The sequence below is a fragment of the Arthrobacter sp. UNC362MFTsu5.1 genome, from assembly GCF_000685965.1.
In the GTDB taxonomy this organism is placed as follows: domain Bacteria; phylum Actinomycetota; class Actinomycetes; order Actinomycetales; family Micrococcaceae; genus Arthrobacter.
Genome location: NZ_JMLE01000021.1, coordinates 1 through 16,044 on the forward strand (window position 1 = coordinate 1; position 16,044 = coordinate 16,044).

A 16,044-nucleotide genomic window follows, 5' to 3' on the forward strand; every position below is an offset into this window, starting at 1 on the left:
GCCAGACGGCCACCGCCACCCCGAGCAGCGTTGCTGACAGCAGCGGGGTCCGGGCGGCCTGGAGCAGCGGGACGGCGTAGCCGCGGAATCCAGGTTCTTCGCCCAGCGGCCCGTCCATCGGATTGATCAGGCGCACCCCGAAAACCATCAGCAGCCCGGACCAGGTCAACTGGGACAGCCCCGGTGCCGCGGCGCCGAAGACGATATTGAGGGAGCCAATGACCAGTACCAGCAGGGCCGGGAACAGGAGGGCCACGGCGTACCAGGCCCAGTGCACCCGCCAGCGGATGAGCCGCCGACCCCACATACGGTAACCGGCACGGCCCTCAGCAAGGCCGATCACTATGACAGCGGCAGCCAGCGGACCGACCGGCAGGAATTCCATCCGCGGCATCATCCCCATGGCATACACGGGCCAGGAGGACCAGGAGATTGCATAGGAGAGGCCGAAGAAGAACAGAAGCCGGTGGCGCTGGAACCAGTTGCGGAAGCGCGGCATGACGGGCTCCGGACGCTCAGGGCGGGTGGGTCCCATTCTCCGCCCATCCGCATTTTGATACCAGCCCCCGGGGGACGCGGGGCGAGCGTGGGCTGAATGCTTGCGGGGCCCTGCCATACCTGCTAATCCTGAGGAAAGGTCCTGTCCGTGGGGGACGCTCCTCCCGTGGGACATCAGTTCAAAGCAGCACTGATCAGCAGGTTCCGAGTCAGGGAGGGCGCAGCATGCCGCGCAAGAATCCGCACGTGGAAGAAGCCGACGAAAACAACCTCGAAGTCGGGAAGCCCAAGGACTGGGCAGCCGGCATTCCCGGTGTCTACCATTCGATGCAGCCGGCCCTGAAACACATGGGCGTGGGGCGTGCCGGTAAGACACTGCTGGGGCTGAACCAGAAAGACGGCTTCGACTGCATGAGCTGCGCCTGGCCGGATCCCGGGCACCGCAAGACCTTCGAGTTCTGTGAGCAGGGCGCAAAGGCGGTCACGTGGGAGGCGACGCCGGTGGTGGTGCCGTCCGAGTTCTGGGCCGCGAACCCGGTCACCGAACTGCGGGAGCGGTCCGAGTACTGGCTGGGGATGCAGGGCCGGCTCACCGAACCTGTGTACAAACCGGCCGGGGACGACCACTACCGGCCAGTCAGCTGGGACGAGGCCTTTTCCATCATCGGCAGCAAGCTCCAGGGCCTGGACAGCCCGGACCAGGCCGCGTTCTACACCAGCGGCCGGACCTCGAACGAGGCCGCCTTCCTGTACCAGTTGTTCGTGCGGGCCTACGGAACCAACAACCTGCCGGACTGCTCCAACATGTGCCATGAGTCCTCCGGCTGGGCCATGGGCCAGACCATCGGCGTGGGCAAGGCCACGGTCTCCTACGACGACTTCGCCAAGGCGGACCTGATCATCATCATGGGGCAGAACCCGGGCAGCAACCATCCCCGCATGCTCACCGCCCTCGAGGACGCCAAGGAAGCCGGCTGCGAGATTGTGGCCATCAACCCGCTGCCGGAAGCCGGGCTCATGCGCTACAAGAACCCGCAGAAAATCAACGGGATCGTGGGACGCGGCACTGAACTTGCTGACCAGTACCTGCAGATCCGTCTGGGCGGGGACATGGCGCTGATGCAGGCCCTGTCCAAGCGTGTGCTCGACGCCGAGGCCAAACGTCCCGGGAACGTGCTGGACCACGAGTTCCTCCGGGAACACTGCGAGGGCCTGGACGAACTCAAGGCGCACCTGGGGTCCCTGCAGGAATCAACCGTGCTTCGCGCCACCGGCCTGAGCAGCATGGAAATCGACGAACTCGCCGAGCGGTATCTGCGGGCCGGGAAGGTGATCATCACCTGGGCCATGGGCATCACGCAGCATAAGAAGGCCGTGCCCACCATCAAGGAGATCATCAACCTGCTGCTGCTACGCGGAAACATCGGCAAACCCGGTGCCGGCGCGTCCCCGATCCGCGGCCACAGCAACGTCCAGGGGGACCGCACCATGGGCATCTGGGAGCAGATGCCGCCCGCGTTCCTGGATTCCCTCGCCAAGGAGTTCACTTTCGAACCGCCGCGCGAACCCGGGGCTGACGCGGTGGAAACCATCCGCCAAATGCGCGACGGCGGGATCAAGGTTTTCGTCGCCATGGGAGGAAACTTCGTGGCGGCCATCTCGGACACCCACGCGGCCGAGGCCGCCGTCGCGAACACCGACATGACGGTGCAGATCTCTACCAAACTCAACCGTTCGCACGCGGTCACGGGCGAGGAAGCACTCATCCTGCCCACCCTGGGGCGGACGGAAATCGACCTCCAGGAATCCGGGCCGCAGTTCGTGTCCGTGGAGGACACCGTCTCCGCCGTACACGCCTCCGAGGGAAAGGTGAAGCCGGTGGCCCCCGGGCTGCTGTCCGAAGTGGCGATCGTTACCCGGCTGGCCCGGGCCACCGTGGACAGCCGGATCAATGCGGACTGGGCCGGCTTCGAACGGAACTACGACCTCATCCGGGACCACATCTCCCATGTGGTGGCCGGCTGCGAGGACTACAACCGGCGGATCCGGGACTGGGGCGGATTTGTGCTGCCCAACGGGCCGCGTGATTCCCGGACATTCCACACCCCCACGGGGAAGGCGATGCTGACAGTCAACGAGTTGGAGTACGTGGAGCGGCCGGCCGGGACGCTGATCCTGCAGACCATGCGCTCCCACGACCAGTTCAATACCACCATCTACGGGCACAATGACCGGTACCGCGGGGTAAAGAAGGGCCGGGACGTTGTATTCGTCAGCCCGGAAGACATCTCCGAACTGGGACTGGCCGACGGGCAATACGTGGACATCCACGGCGTGTACGACGACGGCGCTGAGCGGGTAATCAGGAAGTTCCGGGTGGTGTCCTACCCCACGGCACGGGGATGCGCCGCGGCCTATTACCCGGAAGCGAACGTCCTCGTGCCGTTGGAGACGGTGGCGGAGGGCAGCCACACGCCAGTTTCCAAAGCCGTCATCGTGCGCCTGACGCCGAGCCCGGAGCCGAGTCCGGCGTGAGCGGGGCCAGCCCGCAAGGAGGACAGCATGAGTGATTTCCTTGTTTACCTCGATACCTCCGACGTGCGGCCCGGGAAACTTGGCGAGCTCAAGGTCGCCATGGAGGACCTCGCCCGCTTTGTCGAAGCCAACGAGCCACGGATCATTGCCTATGACGTCTACTTTTCGGACGACGGCACCCGCATGAACGTCCTCCAGGTCCACCAGGACCTGGCGTCGCTGGAATTCCACTTGGAGGTGGCCGGTCCGCGGTTCCCGCCGATTGCGCCCCTCGTCCGGCTCCGGACCATCGAAATCTTCGGCGCGGTCACGGAGGAGCTGGTCAAACAGCTCGAAGCGAAGACGCAATTGCTGGGCGGCACCGTGATGATCCGCAACCTCCACGCAGGTTTTGCCCGGGTGGCGGCTTGATAAATACGAGCCCGGGCCCTTTGTCAACAGGCCCAAAGTCCTGATGTTTCCGCCGCTCAGCTGAGACTCTAGGATCACTTGTGCTGCATTCGGCGTCATAGTCGGTCACGACACACGTTGTTAACGTCCATAGTCGCCTCTATTTACAGTTCACTGGCAAAATGCTGAGTGATCACCTGCTCGAAAGGACAAATATGCCCACGGCTATTGCAGACACCACCACTGTTCGACTCAAATCAGTGCTCGACATCCTCGCGGAAAGCGTCCTGTCAGGCGAGACCCTCGGCGCGGGCGCAGTCCTGGCCCAGGCCACGGTCCGTGTACCGCTGAACGAGAAGGAAAGTGAGCTGCTCAGCGGAGGCATCCCCCGGGGACACAAGGCGCTGACCACCGCCACCAGCAAGCTCGTGAAGGCAGGCTGGCTCGTCAAGGGACGCAGCGGCTGGACCATTACCGACGACGGCCTCCGCGCCACCGTCGCATTCCCGGATCCGGACACCTTTGCCACGGCCCTTGCCGAAGGCACCCCGGTCCCCGCTGACGTGCCGGTTCCCACGGAGCTCCCCGCCAAGGCTGCAGCTCCGAAGGCTGCCGCAAAAGCTCCCGCCAAGGCTGCCCCGAAGAAGAAGGCGCCGTCCAAGGCTGCCAAGGTGGTTGAAAAGGCTGCCGAGCTGATTGAAGATGCCGTGGAGCCGGTGAAGAAGGCTGTGCGCACCCGTAAGGCTGCTGCCAAGCCGGCCAAGGCCAGCGTAGAAACGCCTGCAGAGGCTCCCAGTGTGGAATCGATCGACCAGCCGGAGGCAGTCGCCATCGCGGGCGACTTCAATGTGCTCCTGGGCGCCCCCGCGAACTGGGCACCGCAGTACGACGAATCTCAGATGACACTGGATTCAGTGGACCAACTGTGGAAGCTCACCACCGACCTTCCCGCCGGGCACTACACGTTCAAGATCGCGCTCAACCGTTCCTGGGACGAGAACTACGGCGCGTTCGGAGCGTTTGACGGTGCAAACCACGAACTCCACCACCCCGGCGGCCGGATCACCTTCAACTACGATCACCGGACCCGCGACATCAGCCTGATCTAAGGTCCAGCCGCTGCACCTCCTCCAGTAGGCAGCTGACCCTGATCGGCTTAGAATCAACCCATCAGGGTCAGCTCCACTAAGGAGCGGTGCGGCGTGGACACTGTTGACATTTCAGGACTGCGGATCGGCTACCAGCGCGTGGGCCAAGGCCCTCCGCTGGTGCTCCTTCACGGCGCCTACGAGGACAGCCGCAGCTGGCGGCAACAGTTGGAGGGGCTCTCCAACGAGTTCACTGTCATTGCCTGGGATGCCCCGGGCTGCGGCCGGTCCGACGATCCTCCGGCGGACTTCTCCGGTAAGGAACTGGGCGATGTGCTCGCCGGGTTCCTCCGTGAGGTAGCGCCGCGGAAACCGCACGTCCTGGGGCTGTCCTGGGGGTCCGGGGTCGCCCTGGAACTGTACCGGGGCCACCCCCACATGGCAGCGTCCCTGCTGCTGGTGTCGGCTTACGCAGGCTGGGCCGGATCGTTGCCGCCCGAGGAAGTCGAGCGCAGGTACGCGCAGATCCTGGCCGAGCTGGACCAGCCGCCCGAGCAATTCATCCCCGTGTGGCTGCCCACGCTGTTCACCGCGCGGGCGGATCCCGCCGTCGTCGAAGAAGCCAGCGCCATCATGGCCGACTTCCATCCCGCCGGAATGCGGGCAATGCTGAGCGCAAGCGGCCACGCAGACTACCGTGACGTCCTTCCCACCATCAGCGTCCCCACACTGCTGCTTTACGGCGAACACGACGTGCGATCGCCGCTGGCAGTGGCGCACGACATGCACCGCCAGATCCCGGGTTCACAGCTCACGGTGATTCCCGACGTCGGGCATATGGTCGCTGCTGAAACGCCGGCGGCGTTCAACACCGAGGTCCGCCGGTTCCTGCACAGCATCGGTGACTGAACGCACACGGGCGACTGAACAGACCCCCCTGCATGAGCGGTTGGCGAGCGAAATCCTAGAACCGCGTGGGGTCGGGATTCGGCGACGGCGGCCCCGGCGGCATGGGGCCCGGGTCCGGGATGGGGAGCGGACCGGGCGCCGGTGTCGGTTCCGGGCCGGGATGCGGCGGGCGCGGCTCCGTGGGGTCCGGCCTGCTGGGCGGGAACGGGTTGTCCGGATCCGGCGGTCCCGTGGGGCCAGGCTCCGGCGGGAACGGATCCGGCTCCGGCAGCGGTGGAATAGTCATGATGCTCTCCTTGCTTCGCTGGTGTAACGGCCTTGGGGGTGAAATTCAGTTGTTGTGTTGCCGGCGGAAGACCTTCAGCTCCCAGGGGCGCAGCGTAATCGCAGCATGCGTCCCGGCACTGTGCTTCCCGGCGCTGCCGGATGGGTAGTTACCGAGGACCAGCTCGGCCGGGTAGTGGCCCAGCTCGGGCTCATCCGCGCCGGCTTCGGTATCGCCCCAGCCGCCGCCGTCGAGCTCCACTGTCCGGTCTTCACCCGAGAAGTTGCCCAGCACCAGCAACTGGACGCCGGGAGCCGCGGCAGCAGCCGCATCCTCAGCGGCATCGGCAGCCGGCCCGGTTCCCGGCAGTGTCCGCCGGAAGGCGTACACGTGCTCGTCGTCCGGAAGCAGCATGGTGAAGTCGCCCTCCGCCACCACGGGCTCGGCGTGACGCAGGGCGATGACCTCGCGGTAGAAGCTGAAGACGGAGTCCGGGTTGTCTTCCTGCTCCGCGGCGTTGATGTGGCTGGTGTTGGGGTTGACGGCTATCCATGGCGCTCCCGTGGTGAACCCGCCATGCCGGGTGGCGTCCCACTGCACCGGGGTGCGGGCGTTGTCCCGGTTCAGCGGTGCCAGCGCGGCGAGGACCTCAGCGTCAGTGTGGCCCAGATGGGTGGTGGCTTCGCGGTGGTGGTTGAGCACCTCGATGTCGCGGTAGTCGCTGATGGCGCCGAAGCTCATGTTCGTCATGCCCAGTTCCTCGCCCTGGTAGACGTACGGCGTACCGCGGTGCAGGTGCAGGATGCCGGCCAGCATCTTGGCGGAGAGCTCGCGGTACTGCCCGTCGTCGCCGAAGCGGGACACGGCGCGGGCCTGGTCGTGGTTGCCCCAGTAGAGGCTGTTCCAGCCGCGCTCGGCCAGGGCTGCCTGCCAGCGGCCCAGGGACTTTTTCAGGTCCGTCAGCCGCAGCTTCTTGGGCCGCCACTTGTTGCCGTCCTCCTGGTCCAGCGCGACGTGCTCAAACTGGAACACCATGTCCACCTCGCGCCGGGCAGGGTCCGTGAACAGGACAGCATCTTCCACAGTGACGCCGGGCATTTCGCCCACGGTCAGCAGCGGCTTGTCCCGGCCGGCGAAAACCTCCAGGTGCATCTCGTGCAGGAACTCGTGGATCCGCGGACCGGACATGAAGTGCGGGCTGCCGTCGCCAAACAGCAGGCCGTCCGCCCGCGGCCCGTCCGGCAGCGCGGTGTCCTTGGAGATGAAGTTGATGACGTCCATCCGGAAGCCGTCCACGCCGCGGTCCAGCCACCAGTTCATCATCTCGTAGACGGCGGCGCGGACCTCGGGGTTTTCCCAGTTGAGGTCCGGCTGCTTCCGGGAGAACAAGTGGAGGTAGTACTCGCCGGTGGCCTGGTCGAATTCCCAGGCCGGGCCGGAGAATGCCGAACCCCAGTTGTTCGGTTCCGCGCCGGTTGCGGGCGCTGTGGCGGCTGTACCCGCTGTACCGGCCGTTCCACCGCCGCCTTCCGACGTCTCCCGCGGCGGCCGCCACCAGTACCAGTCGCGTTTGGGGTTGTCCTTGGCGGAACGTGATTCCACGAACCACGGGTGCTCGTCCGAGGTGTGGTTGACCACCAGGTCCATCACCAGTTTCATGCCCCGCGAGTGCAGCCCGTCAGTCAGTTCCTGCAGGTCAGCCAGGGTGCCGAAAATGGGGTCAACGTCGCGGTAGTTGCTGATGTCGTAGCCGTTGTCGTCCTGCGGTGAGGTGTAGATGGGGGAGAGCCAGACGACGTCGACCCCCAGCTTCTGCAGGTAGTCCAGCTTGCTGATGATGCCGGGGAGGTCGCCGATGCCGTCACCGTCGGAGTCCGCGAAGCTGCGCGGATAGATCTGGTAGACCACCGCTTTGTGGAACCATCCGGGATCCGTGGTCACCTCGTCGTCGTTGTCCGGCGCCTCGCTGACAGGGGGTTCCGTTGCGGGGTCCGCGTGGGTGGTCATGGCCTGGTCTCCTCAGTTGCTTGCGGCTGGTCTGATGATGGGGCTCGGTTTGATTATTGTTCAGATCCGCCGGGCAGGAAAGGGGCCCCTAGCTCCGTGCGGAGAGGGTCTTGTCGCGGTCCTCGAAGACCTCTTCGCCCGGGCCGGTGAACGCGCGGGACCGCTCGATCGCTTCGACCGAGCCGGTAAAGAGCTGGGAGTCCTGCGGATCCGACTGCTGGCGCGCGTGCACCGGCCGCCCGGACTCGACAGTCTCGCTGGACTCGACTGACTCGCTGGACTCGACTGCGGGCTGTCGGGGCATCGCCCGGGAGGGCGCAGGCTGCACGGGTTCCCAGCGCATGTGCGGCAGCGACTCCGGGTGGCCTTGCTGCAGGAAGGTGACCATGGCCTCGCGGATGAGGCAGCGCAGGTCGAAAAGGGCGGCGCTGTCCGCGGCGCTCACCAGGATCCGCACCCGGACGTAGCCGCCGGTGGCATCGGTGATCTGCAGGATACCCACGCGCTCGTCCCACAGTGCCGTTCCGTCCAGCACGGTCCGCAGTTCGGCGCGCATGTCCTCGATGGGTGCTCGCCAGTCGAGATCGAACTCCACGGTGCCCATCACCTCGGACTGCCGGCGGGTCCAGTTCTCGAACGGTGTGGTGGTGAAGTAGGTGGAGGGCAGGATGAGCCTGCGGTCGTCCCAGATGTGGACCACCACGTAGGTCAGGGTGATCTCCTCGATCCGTCCCCACTCCTTCTGGACCACCACAACATCGTCCACCCGGATCGCGTCAGTGAAGGCGAGCTGCATGCCGGCGAACACGTTCACCAGGGAGGTCTGCGCGGCGAGTCCGGCCACGATGGAGATCACGCCGGCAGAGGCCAGCAGTCCCGCGCCGAGTGCCTGGATCGCGGGGAAGGTCAGCATGACGCTGCCAACCGCCAGCACCACGATGAGCGCAACGGCGATCCGTCGGGCCAGGATCATCTGGGTCCGCAGGCGGCGTGCCCGGCGGTTGTCGGCCACGTCCACGCTGTAGCGGCTGAGGACCAGGGCCTCAACGATCAGCAGCACGGCCACGGCGAGCCAGGCAAGGGAGCCCATGAGGGCAATCAGGAGGAGGTGGTCGACGGCGGACCGCCACCCGCCGTCGTCCGTCGTCAGCGCCAGGGCGATCCGGACGCCGATCAGGCAGAGGGCCAGGCGGAGGGGGAGCCGGGCCACCCGGGAGGTGGACTGCAACTCCGGACGGCGCCGGTTGAGCCGGAGGACGGTCTTTCGGATCAGCCAGGAGAGGACCAGTCCAGCCGCCACGGCGAGCGTCATGGCCAGGAAGGGCATTGCCGGGGTGAGGAATTCTTGCATTGGTTAAGCTCTATCAAGCTTCAGGGAAGAGCCTAAATCCGGGAGGGGCTCGGGCGTGGCGATAACATTTGGACATCGATTGGATTTATTGCTAGGGCTGAGGCCCTCCGCAGTCCAGAATTGAGGAATTATTCGCGGTCTCATGAGATTCAGGAGAACAGATGCACCGCTCAGCACCCTCGGCCATCGCCGTCTCGGGGGCCCTATGCCTCGCTTTTCTGCTGGTTGCCTGCGGCCCGCCCGCCTCGTCACCGTCGACGACGTCTCCGGCAGCCACCGCCACCCCGACAGCTTCGACCACCGCCACCACGTCGACCACCGCCACCGCCTCACCGTCGGCTTCCTCCACACCCGAAGCAGGGTGGAAGTCCTACACGACCGCGGACGGCCTGGCCTTCGATTATCCGGAAGACTGGAAGATCACCGAGAAGGCCGGCGACGCGGCCCCCGGCGGGGTGTTTCTGAACATCACCAACGCCAACGGCAAGAACCTGGCGGACCTCCGGACCAACATGGTCACCGGTTCCGAATGCACCGTCAAACAGCCGTTCGGTGTGTATGAATCAGTGCCCCTGCCGGCACTGGAGCAGAGCGGCAGCGTGCCCCGGTACACCTTCGAGACGAGGACGGACACCACCGCCACGGACCCCAAGCTCATGACCCTGTTCGCGTACGGCATCACCACGGCGCCCGAACCCACCGGAACGGAAGCGTGCCCCATCTTCCACTTCTTCACCTGGCCGCCCAGCGGTGCGATGTTCGGTGGCGTCTACGATCCGTTCGACACCACCCCCGGCAATGAGATGCACGTGGACACCCCCGAGGTGTACATGGGTACCCAGGAGTACAAGAACATCAAGAAGATGATCACTTCCCTGCGGCCCGCCTAGGCGGACAGGGCCAAACCAGGAAGCGGCCGTTGCGCACTGCGGGGCAACCCGCGGTGCGCAACGTTTTGGCGGCAAATTGCCCCCGCCCCGGGCGAGTCGCCTGCGGGCGGGGCCACAATGAGTTCCTCAGCTGGATGAGGAGGATTGCATGCGCCGATCAATGAGGCCCGGCTTTCGATCGTCCGGACCGGCACGTCCCGGAACAGCACGTTCGGGAGCAGCAGTTGCTGCAAGCGCCTGCCTCGCAGTGCTCGTGGCAGCCTGCGGGCCGCCACCCGCCCCGCCGGACCCTGGATCCGCGACGGCCACGGCACCTGCCACTTCAGCGGGCGGAACGTCGGGCGCGACGGCGAACGGGACTGTAAGCGGTACCGCTACCGGTTCCGCGAGCGGGACAGCCGTGCCGCCAAGCGCGACGGCGGGCGCCCCGCCGCCTGAACCGGCGCCGTCGAGCACGTCCCCGAGCCTGTTGCCGTCCCCCACCCCGTCCGGCTGGAAGACGTTCACGACGTCGGACGGTGGCTTGACGTTCGACCACCCAGGTGACTGGACCATCAAGGATCCGGCCGGAAAATCGCCGCTGGGCGGAGAACACGTGGACGTCCTGAACGCGGCAGGGAAGCCGATGGCTGTGCTGGAGACCAGGATCGTGACCGGATCGGAGTGCGTGCAGCAGTACCCGTTTGCGGTGCTGGATTCCGAGCCCATGACAGCCCTGGCCGAGAAGGGCGTGGCGGACGGGAACGCACCCCGCTTTATGTTCGAGATCCGCGGAGACGCACAGGCGCCCGCTCGGACCCCCGAGACCTTCGCGGCCTACGGCATCACGATGGTTCCGGAGGAGATCGGGACGTTGGCCTGTCCCATTTTCCTGCTGTTCCGGTGGCCGCCCAGCGGGGCCATGTTCGGGGCCGGCTACGACCCGGCAAACAACACCACGCCCGGCGATCCGTCGCTCCCGTACTGGGAGAAGGCGAAGCTGTACGCGGAGACGGGGGAGTACCGGAATATCCGGCGGATGATCACCTCGCTGCGGCCCGCGAAGTAGCATCCGGCGGCCTGCGCGGGCTCCTTGACTGGCCCCGTGGGGCCGCGCAGACTCGAATCAGGACACGGTCCGATCAGTAGTCGGGATTCTGATGTACGCACTGGGGAAGCAGCGGCTCGCGAGCGGTGCGAAGGCAATGGCATCCGCCCTGGCGGCCGTGTGCGTGGCGGTCTGTGCGGCGCTTTTTGTTGCGCTGGGCCTGGGCGGCTGCACGCCGGTGCCGAACACGGAACCAACATCCACGGCAAGCACCGGGCTGCCCACGGCAACCCCGCCCCTCCCCGGTGAGAGCGGCCCTCCCGGCGGCCCTGCCGAAAGCAAGCCCGGCGCCGGCCCGGTCCCGACAGTGCGCCCGCCAGCATCGTCGCGTCCCACCTCCACTGTCTTCGAACTTGCCCGGCGGGCCAAGGAGATCCTGGAGACCTGTGTCCGGGGCGAGCTGACCTTCAGGCCGCCGTCGCCGATGCGGCAGGGGGAGACCAGGGAGTTCGTCCTGCACGTCACCCTGGGCGATCCCGGCGCGGGCCATGAGAAGAACATCCCCGGACCCAACCCGGTGCAGACCCGCGAGCCGATTGTGTGCGAAGAGATGCGCGCTGACCTGTCCGGCCCGGACATGACCATTGAGCGGGCCGGAAATCCGGGCGGTGAGATGCTGGTCCCGGAACAGGGCGTTGCGGAGTGGCGCTGGTGGATCACGCCCAAGGATCCGGGGCGGAAAACCATGACCCTGCAGCTGTTTGCCACTGCAGAGGACGGGCCGGACCTGAGCCTGGAGACGTTCCGGGAGGACATCCAGGTGGAGATTGAACTGGGCTATGTGCTGAGTTCACTCGTGAAGGACTGGGCGCAGCCGCTGGGCGTGACCATCCCGGTTCTCGTCGCTGCCATCGGCACCATGCTGGTGTGGTCGCGGTCCAAGCACGGCAAGGCCAAGCATGCCGCGAACACGAAGCCGGCGGACCCGCCGGGTGGGGAGCGGAACACCCCGCCGCGACGCTACATTGGAAGCATGGCTCACGCAGCAGATCAGGACCTGGGGCCGGACGTCCGCCTGCAGGCCCGCGTCGAGGGCGTCGTCCAGGCGGTCGGCTTCCGGTACTGGACCGTGCGGAAGGCTGAGGAGCTCTCGCTGACCGGAACGGTGCGGAACGACGTCGACGGTACTGTCGCCGTCGTCGTCGAAGGGCCGCAGGCGATGGTCCTGGAGTTCCGGCGCTGGCTGAGGTCCAGCGACGCGCCGGGGCGCGTGGACCACGTGGAGGAGTCCGTGTCGCCCGCGACGGGCGAGTTCAGCAATTTCGACGTGGTGTACTGAGCCGGGACAAGGTCACTCCCAGGCGCGTCACTCCTAGGCGCCGCCACTCCTACGAGCGGTTCTCCCGCTGCAGGGCGGCGTCGTGCTCGGCGTGGGCCTGCTTGAGCAGATCCATAAACTCCGTTTCGTCGCGGATGAGCCGCTTGTATTTCTCCGGGAGCTTCCTGAGTTCCTGTTCCTCGCGGAGCATCTTGTTGAAGATTTCCTCGCGCTCGGCAATGCCCGTCTCGTAGTTCAGGTCCACGTATTCGGTGGCGTGCCGCTTGGCGCCGGAAACCATGTTCTTGGCCTTGCCCTTGGGGCTGTAGATCGAGGCAAGGACGGTGACTACGAGGACGCCGATGATCACGGTCAGCGAGAGGCCGGTGCTGATCTCGATGACGGTCACGTGTTCGCCGCCGTTGATGAACGACAGGTTGTTTTCGTGCAGCGCGTGGAGGATGAGCTTGACGCCGATGAAGCCGAGGATCGCGGCCAGGCCGTAGGAGAGGTAGATGAGGCGGTCCAGCAGTTCGTCGATGAGGAAGAACAGCTGCCGCAGGCCCATCAGGGAGAATGCAGTGGCCGTGAATACGACGAACACGTTCTGGGTCAGGCCGAAGATGGCGGGGATGGAGTCCAGCGCGAACAGGATGTCCGTTCCGCCGATGGCCACCATCACCAGCAGCATGGGGGTCAGGACGCGTTTGCCGTTTTCCACGGTGAAGAGTTTGTCGCCGTCGTAGTGCTGTGACGCGGGGAGGAACTTCCTGGCAAGCCGGACCACCAACCCCTCGGAGTCGTCGTCGTGCGAATCCGGCCTGAGCAGGTTGCCGGCGGTGATCAGCAGGATGAGGCCGAAGATGTAGAACACCCAGGCGAAGCTGTTGATCAGGGCGGCGCCGAGGAAAATGAAGCCGGTGCGGGCGATCAGGGAGAAGACGATGCCGAACAGCAGCACCTTCTGCTGGTCCGCACGGGGGACTTTGAAGCTGGCCATGATGATCAGGAACACGAAAAGGTTGTCCACGGACAGGGCCTTTTCGGTGACATAACCGGCGAAGTACTCCGTGCCCATGGTGGGGCCGCCGAAGATCAGGACGCCGATGCCGAAGACCAAGGCGATGCCCACGTAGATCGCTGACCACGTGGCCGACTCCCTGAGCTTGGGGGAGTGCGCCTTGCGGACGTGGAAGAAGAAGTCGAAGGCCAGCAGGCCCACGATGCCGACGACGGTCAGTATCCATACGTAAAGGGGGACCTGCATGCTGCGTGCCTTCCGGTCGGTTGGGGTTGAGTCAACCCTACCGGGCGAGGGTTACTGGCTGCCTGCTACTGGGCGGTGTCTGCCCAGCCTTTGCTGGACGGGCCGCCGTCGGCTCCGTCCTGACAAAGCCGGAAGGCGACGTCGGCGGCCTGCGCGACCGCCGCCGCTGACGACTGCTTGGAACCGGCGCTGCCGGTGGCCGTGCCTGCGGTGGTGCCGGCCGCGAGTCCCGCCGCGTAGCCCACCATCAGGGCGGTGATTGGTGCCGCGGCGTGGGTGACGGACCGCGCCGACTCTCCGGCCAGGTCCAGGATGAGTTCGCGGTCAAAATCGAGGTCCAACAGCTGCAGGGCCTGTGCCAGCCGGTGGCTCCATTGGTCCAGGATCTGGTTTTCGTTGTCGTTGGCGGTCATGGGTCGCTCCTAGGTCACGAGTACGGTCAGATGTGTGGTCGGGAAATAACGGCAGATGCCTCGAGGTTAGGCTGTAGCGAGAGCTGCTATCAAGGAGATTCCCGATGAGTGATGTGACCATCCGCCAGAACCCGGACCGTGAGCGCTTTGAAGTGCTGGTCGCAGGCACCGTGATCGGCAAGGCGGCGTACAAAGAATACGACGCCGGCGACTCGCCGCAGCGGATTTTCTACCACACCGTGATAAACGAGGAGTACGGCGGCCAGGGGCTGGCAGGCAAGCTCGCCACCGCGGCACTGGATGAAACCGTGGCCGCCGGGCTGCGCATCGTCCCAGTGTGCCCCTACATCAAGAAGTTCCTCACCAAACATCCCGAGTACGCCGCGAGCACTACCGCCACCACACCGGCCCACCTCGATTTCCTCAGCGGGGCGCTGGCCGCGCGGGCTTGAGGGTAGCGCGGCGGGCTTGAGGGTAGCGCGGCGGCGGCGGGCGTAGCGAGGGCCGTCGCAGGCGCGGCGGGCGTAGCCAAGGCAGCGCGACGGCCATGGGTTTCGCGTGGCGCCACGCGCTGGCGTGGTCGGGCTGCCCGGTTAGGCTGCGATCCACTTCTCCCAGTCCGGCAACGGGTCAACGGGCAAGCCCGCGGGTGGATCTGGATCGAAGGGAATGTCCGGAGGCGCGTCTGGGTCGAAGGCACCGGGCATCCACGGCGGTTCCCAGTCGTACCCTTCGCTGAGGTAGCGGCGACCCGAGGGTGCCACCCAGCCCGGCGGTGCGTCGGTGCCCGCGCCGACAGGTTTCCAGCCGGTGGTGTGCCTGAGCCGGTGATGCCTCCGGCAGGGCTGGTTGAGGTTGGAGACGCCTGTAACGCCGCCCTTGTGCCAGGGCGTGACGTGATCCGCCTCGTTGTCGAGGGATTGGTTGTTGCAGCCAGGGAACGGGCATTTGCCATCCCGGAGGCGGAGCCACTGGAGCATGGCCACCGGGATGCGGTAACTGGAGCGTCCGATCTCCAGCGGTGCACCGGTGCCAGGGTCAGTCAGCACGCGGTGGAAGGACGTGGCGCCGTTTGCGACCAATTGGCGAGCCATGCTGGGCGGGATGGGTCCGTACCCATCCAGGTGGGCTGGTTCTTCGGTGGCACCCAGCAGGGAAAACACCGGCACCGTGACCAGTACTTGCGCCTTCGGCGACGGGACACCCTCAGCGACACCGGCGACCAGCCATTCTGCGGCGGTGTCTGCCCGGAGCTGGGCAAGGTTCCGCGGCTCCGCCGGCCCTTGTAGGGTCCTGGCTGCGGCAGTGGCGCGTTGCCAGATGGAAGCGGCGGTGTCGGCAGGCAGGTAGGCGGAAAGCCACGCCATGCCGTCGCGGTCCGGAGTGTATTCCAGCCGCCGGTCCTCAACGCTGGCCTGATGGCGTCGTTCGATGCTGACGGGGTGGTGGCGCTCCCGCCATGTTCGTGCTTTGGTGCGGAAGCGGGACGGCACCAGATCTCCAGCCGGACAGCCCCGCGCAGCGTTAACGGCGTCCGGGTCCAGGAAGTGCGCTTCCAGAGCGGCAGCCGCCGCCGTGTCGATGCCGGTGGTTTCGTCCACCAGGATCCGGGCGTGCTGCCAGGAGATGGTCCCGGCCTGAAGGGCAGAAAGAGTCAGCGGAAGTGCCGTGGTGAGCTGCCGGGTCTCCTGGAGGAAAGCTTCAGCGGTTCTTTCGCTGACGGTCAGGACGCAAGCTAGCTCGGCGACCACACCCATCGCCGCGGAGCACCGCTCCTGGGGCGACGCCGACGGGGATGCCATGGCTTTCGTCGCCTCCGCAAAGGTTTCCGTCAGCCTGACCTTGACGGCTGCGGTGCGGGCCTCGATGTGGGCCACCTCGCTAAGGCCGTCCAGGCAGACGTCAGCCAGTTGCCGCAGATGGTCCGAGCCGGTCCCGCTGGCGAGCCGCGAACCATCCCACACGCGATGCAGCTCGGCAACGGACGCCGCGACGGCGTTCAATGCCGTGACCACTGCGTTGTTTTCCATATTTACAGTTTGGCGGGAGGGTCCGACATTTAACACTGCCGGCTAGTCGCACTGCC

Annotated in this window: 15 protein-coding genes and 1 pseudogene; 8 read left to right on the top strand and 8 right to left on the bottom strand. The window is 66.1% G+C overall.

The genetic code is table 11. The features are described 5' to 3' along the window. Positions 1 to 535 (bottom strand): annotated as a pseudogene (locus BS38_RS25540) (hypothetical protein); the annotation flags it as partial. Between the two features lie 188 nt (positions 536 to 723). Between BS38_RS25540 and BS38_RS0117495 the strand changes: the two are divergent. From BS38_RS0117495 to BS38_RS0117510, 4 genes are all read left to right on the top strand, one after another. Then, positions 724 to 3,033: an FdhF/YdeP family oxidoreductase gene (locus BS38_RS0117495; protein WP_028271975.1), complete on the top strand. Its 2,310-nt coding sequence runs from the start codon at positions 724 to 726 to the stop codon at positions 3,031 to 3,033. 27 nt (positions 3,034 to 3,060) lie between these two features. Then, the gene (locus BS38_RS0117500; protein ID WP_028271976.1) at positions 3,061 to 3,444 is read left to right on the top strand and encodes a hypothetical protein; all 384 of its coding nucleotides are present in this window, start codon (positions 3,061 to 3,063) and stop codon (positions 3,442 to 3,444) included. A gap of 194 nt (positions 3,445 to 3,638) precedes the next feature. Beyond that, on the top strand, positions 3,639 to 4,532 hold the full coding sequence (locus BS38_RS0117505; protein ID WP_028271977.1) for a pullulanase X25 domain-containing protein: 894 nt from the start codon (positions 3,639 to 3,641) through the stop codon (positions 4,530 to 4,532). A gap of 93 nt (positions 4,533 to 4,625) precedes the next feature. Then, positions 4,626 to 5,420: an alpha/beta fold hydrolase gene (locus tag BS38_RS0117510; RefSeq protein ID WP_028271978.1), complete on the top strand. Its 795-nt coding sequence runs from the start codon at positions 4,626 to 4,628 to the stop codon at positions 5,418 to 5,420. Between the two features lie 55 nt (positions 5,421 to 5,475). Here the strand turns inward: BS38_RS0117510 and BS38_RS27185 are convergent, their stop codons facing one another. The 3 genes from BS38_RS27185 to BS38_RS0117520 all read right to left on the bottom strand — a co-directional run bounded on the left by BS38_RS27185 (position 5,476) and on the right by BS38_RS0117520 (position 9,043). Continuing rightward, complete coding sequence (locus BS38_RS27185; RefSeq protein ID WP_156037167.1) at positions 5,476 to 5,706, bottom strand: hypothetical protein; 231 nt, start codon at positions 5,704 to 5,706, stop codon at positions 5,476 to 5,478. A 45-nt stretch (positions 5,707 to 5,751) separates the two neighbouring features. Beyond that, a complete protein-coding gene (locus BS38_RS0117515) occupies positions 5,752 to 7,692 on the bottom strand; it encodes an alpha-glucosidase (protein WP_231511310.1) in 1,941 nt (646 codons plus the stop codon). Between the two features lie 88 nt (positions 7,693 to 7,780). After that, positions 7,781 to 9,043 carry a mechanosensitive ion channel family protein gene (locus tag BS38_RS0117520; RefSeq protein ID WP_028271980.1) on the bottom strand — a complete coding sequence of 421 codons (1,263 nt, stop codon included), beginning with the start codon at positions 9,041 to 9,043 and terminating at the stop codon, positions 7,781 to 7,783. A 161-nt stretch (positions 9,044 to 9,204) separates the two neighbouring features. On the opposite strand from BS38_RS0117520, the gene BS38_RS0117525 reads away from it, so the two are divergent. After that, positions 9,205 to 9,933, top strand: a complete 729-nt coding sequence (locus BS38_RS0117525; RefSeq protein WP_051628994.1) for a hypothetical protein — start codon at positions 9,205 to 9,207, stop codon at positions 9,931 to 9,933. Between the two features lie 126 nt (positions 9,934 to 10,059). Here the strand turns inward: BS38_RS0117525 and BS38_RS27670 are convergent, their stop codons facing one another. Then, entirely contained in the window at positions 10,060 to 10,488 is a 429-nt protein-coding gene (locus tag BS38_RS27670) for a hypothetical protein (protein ID WP_231511311.1), read from the bottom strand. Between BS38_RS27670 and BS38_RS27675 the strand changes: the two genes are divergently transcribed. Then, a complete protein-coding gene (locus BS38_RS27675) occupies positions 10,457 to 10,981 on the top strand; it encodes a hypothetical protein (protein WP_231511312.1) in 525 nt (174 codons plus the stop codon). The genes BS38_RS27670 and BS38_RS27675 overlap by 32 nt on opposite strands. Positions 10,982 to 11,993: 1,012 nt before the next feature. Continuing rightward, the gene (locus BS38_RS0117535) at positions 11,994 to 12,299 is read left to right on the top strand and encodes an acylphosphatase (protein WP_051629004.1); all 306 of its coding nucleotides are present in this window, start codon (positions 11,994 to 11,996) and stop codon (positions 12,297 to 12,299) included. A 49-nt stretch (positions 12,300 to 12,348) separates the two neighbouring features. Here BS38_RS0117535 and BS38_RS0117540 read toward each other — a convergent pair whose 3' ends face one another. Further along, positions 12,349 to 13,545 carry a TerC family protein gene (locus tag BS38_RS0117540; RefSeq protein WP_028271984.1) on the bottom strand — a complete coding sequence of 399 codons (1,197 nt, stop codon included), beginning with the start codon at positions 13,543 to 13,545 and terminating at the stop codon, positions 12,349 to 12,351. A 65-nt stretch (positions 13,546 to 13,610) separates the two neighbouring features. Continuing rightward, complete coding sequence (locus tag BS38_RS0117545) at positions 13,611 to 13,958, bottom strand: DUF6457 domain-containing protein (RefSeq protein ID WP_028271985.1); 348 nt, start codon at positions 13,956 to 13,958, stop codon at positions 13,611 to 13,613. A gap of 104 nt (positions 13,959 to 14,062) precedes the next feature. On the opposite strand from BS38_RS0117545, the gene BS38_RS0117550 reads away from it, so the two are divergent. After that, a complete protein-coding gene (locus BS38_RS0117550) occupies positions 14,063 to 14,410 on the top strand; it encodes a GNAT family N-acetyltransferase (RefSeq protein ID WP_028271986.1) in 348 nt (115 codons plus the stop codon). 141 nt (positions 14,411 to 14,551) lie between these two features. On the opposite strand, the gene BS38_RS0117555 is transcribed toward BS38_RS0117550, so the two are convergent. Beyond that, entirely contained in the window at positions 14,552 to 15,988 is a 1,437-nt protein-coding gene (locus tag BS38_RS0117555) for an HNH endonuclease signature motif containing protein (RefSeq protein ID WP_051628995.1), read from the bottom strand. Positions 15,989 to 16,044: the final 56 nt, after the last annotated feature.

Excerpts from the sequence above, each read along its gene's own strand:
- BS38_RS0117495 (WP_028271975.1), top strand. The coding sequence starts at position 724 with ATGCCGCGCAAGAATCCGCACGTGGAAGAAGCCGACGAAAACAACCTC.
- BS38_RS0117500 (WP_028271976.1), top strand. The coding sequence starts at position 3,061 with ATGAGTGATTTCCTTGTTTACCTCGATACCTCCGACGTGCGGCCCGGG.
- BS38_RS0117505 (WP_028271977.1), top strand. The coding sequence starts at position 3,639 with ATGCCCACGGCTATTGCAGACACCACCACTGTTCGACTCAAATCAGTG.
- BS38_RS27185 (WP_156037167.1), bottom strand. The coding sequence starts at position 5,706 with ATGACTATTCCACCGCTGCCGGAGCCGGATCCGTTCCCGCCGGAGCCT.
- BS38_RS0117515 (WP_231511310.1), bottom strand. The coding sequence starts at position 7,692 with ATGACCACCCACGCGGACCCCGCAACGGAACCCCCTGTCAGCGAGGCG.
- BS38_RS0117520 (WP_028271980.1), bottom strand. The coding sequence starts at position 9,043 with ATGCAAGAATTCCTCACCCCGGCAATGCCCTTCCTGGCCATGACGCTC.
- BS38_RS0117525 (WP_051628994.1), top strand. The coding sequence starts at position 9,205 with ATGCACCGCTCAGCACCCTCGGCCATCGCCGTCTCGGGGGCCCTATGC.
- BS38_RS27670 (WP_231511311.1), bottom strand. The coding sequence starts at position 10,488 with ATGGTCCAGTCACCTGGGTGGTCGAACGTCAAGCCACCGTCCGACGTC.
- BS38_RS0117535 (WP_051629004.1), top strand. The coding sequence starts at position 11,994 with ATGGCTCACGCAGCAGATCAGGACCTGGGGCCGGACGTCCGCCTGCAG.
- BS38_RS0117540 (WP_028271984.1), bottom strand. The coding sequence starts at position 13,545 with ATGCAGGTCCCCCTTTACGTATGGATACTGACCGTCGTCGGCATCGTG.
- BS38_RS0117545 (WP_028271985.1), bottom strand. The coding sequence starts at position 13,958 with ATGACCGCCAACGACAACGAAAACCAGATCCTGGACCAATGGAGCCAC.
- BS38_RS0117550 (WP_028271986.1), top strand. The coding sequence starts at position 14,063 with ATGAGTGATGTGACCATCCGCCAGAACCCGGACCGTGAGCGCTTTGAA.
- BS38_RS0117555 (WP_051628995.1), bottom strand. The coding sequence starts at position 15,988 with ATGGAAAACAACGCAGTGGTCACGGCATTGAACGCCGTCGCGGCGTCC.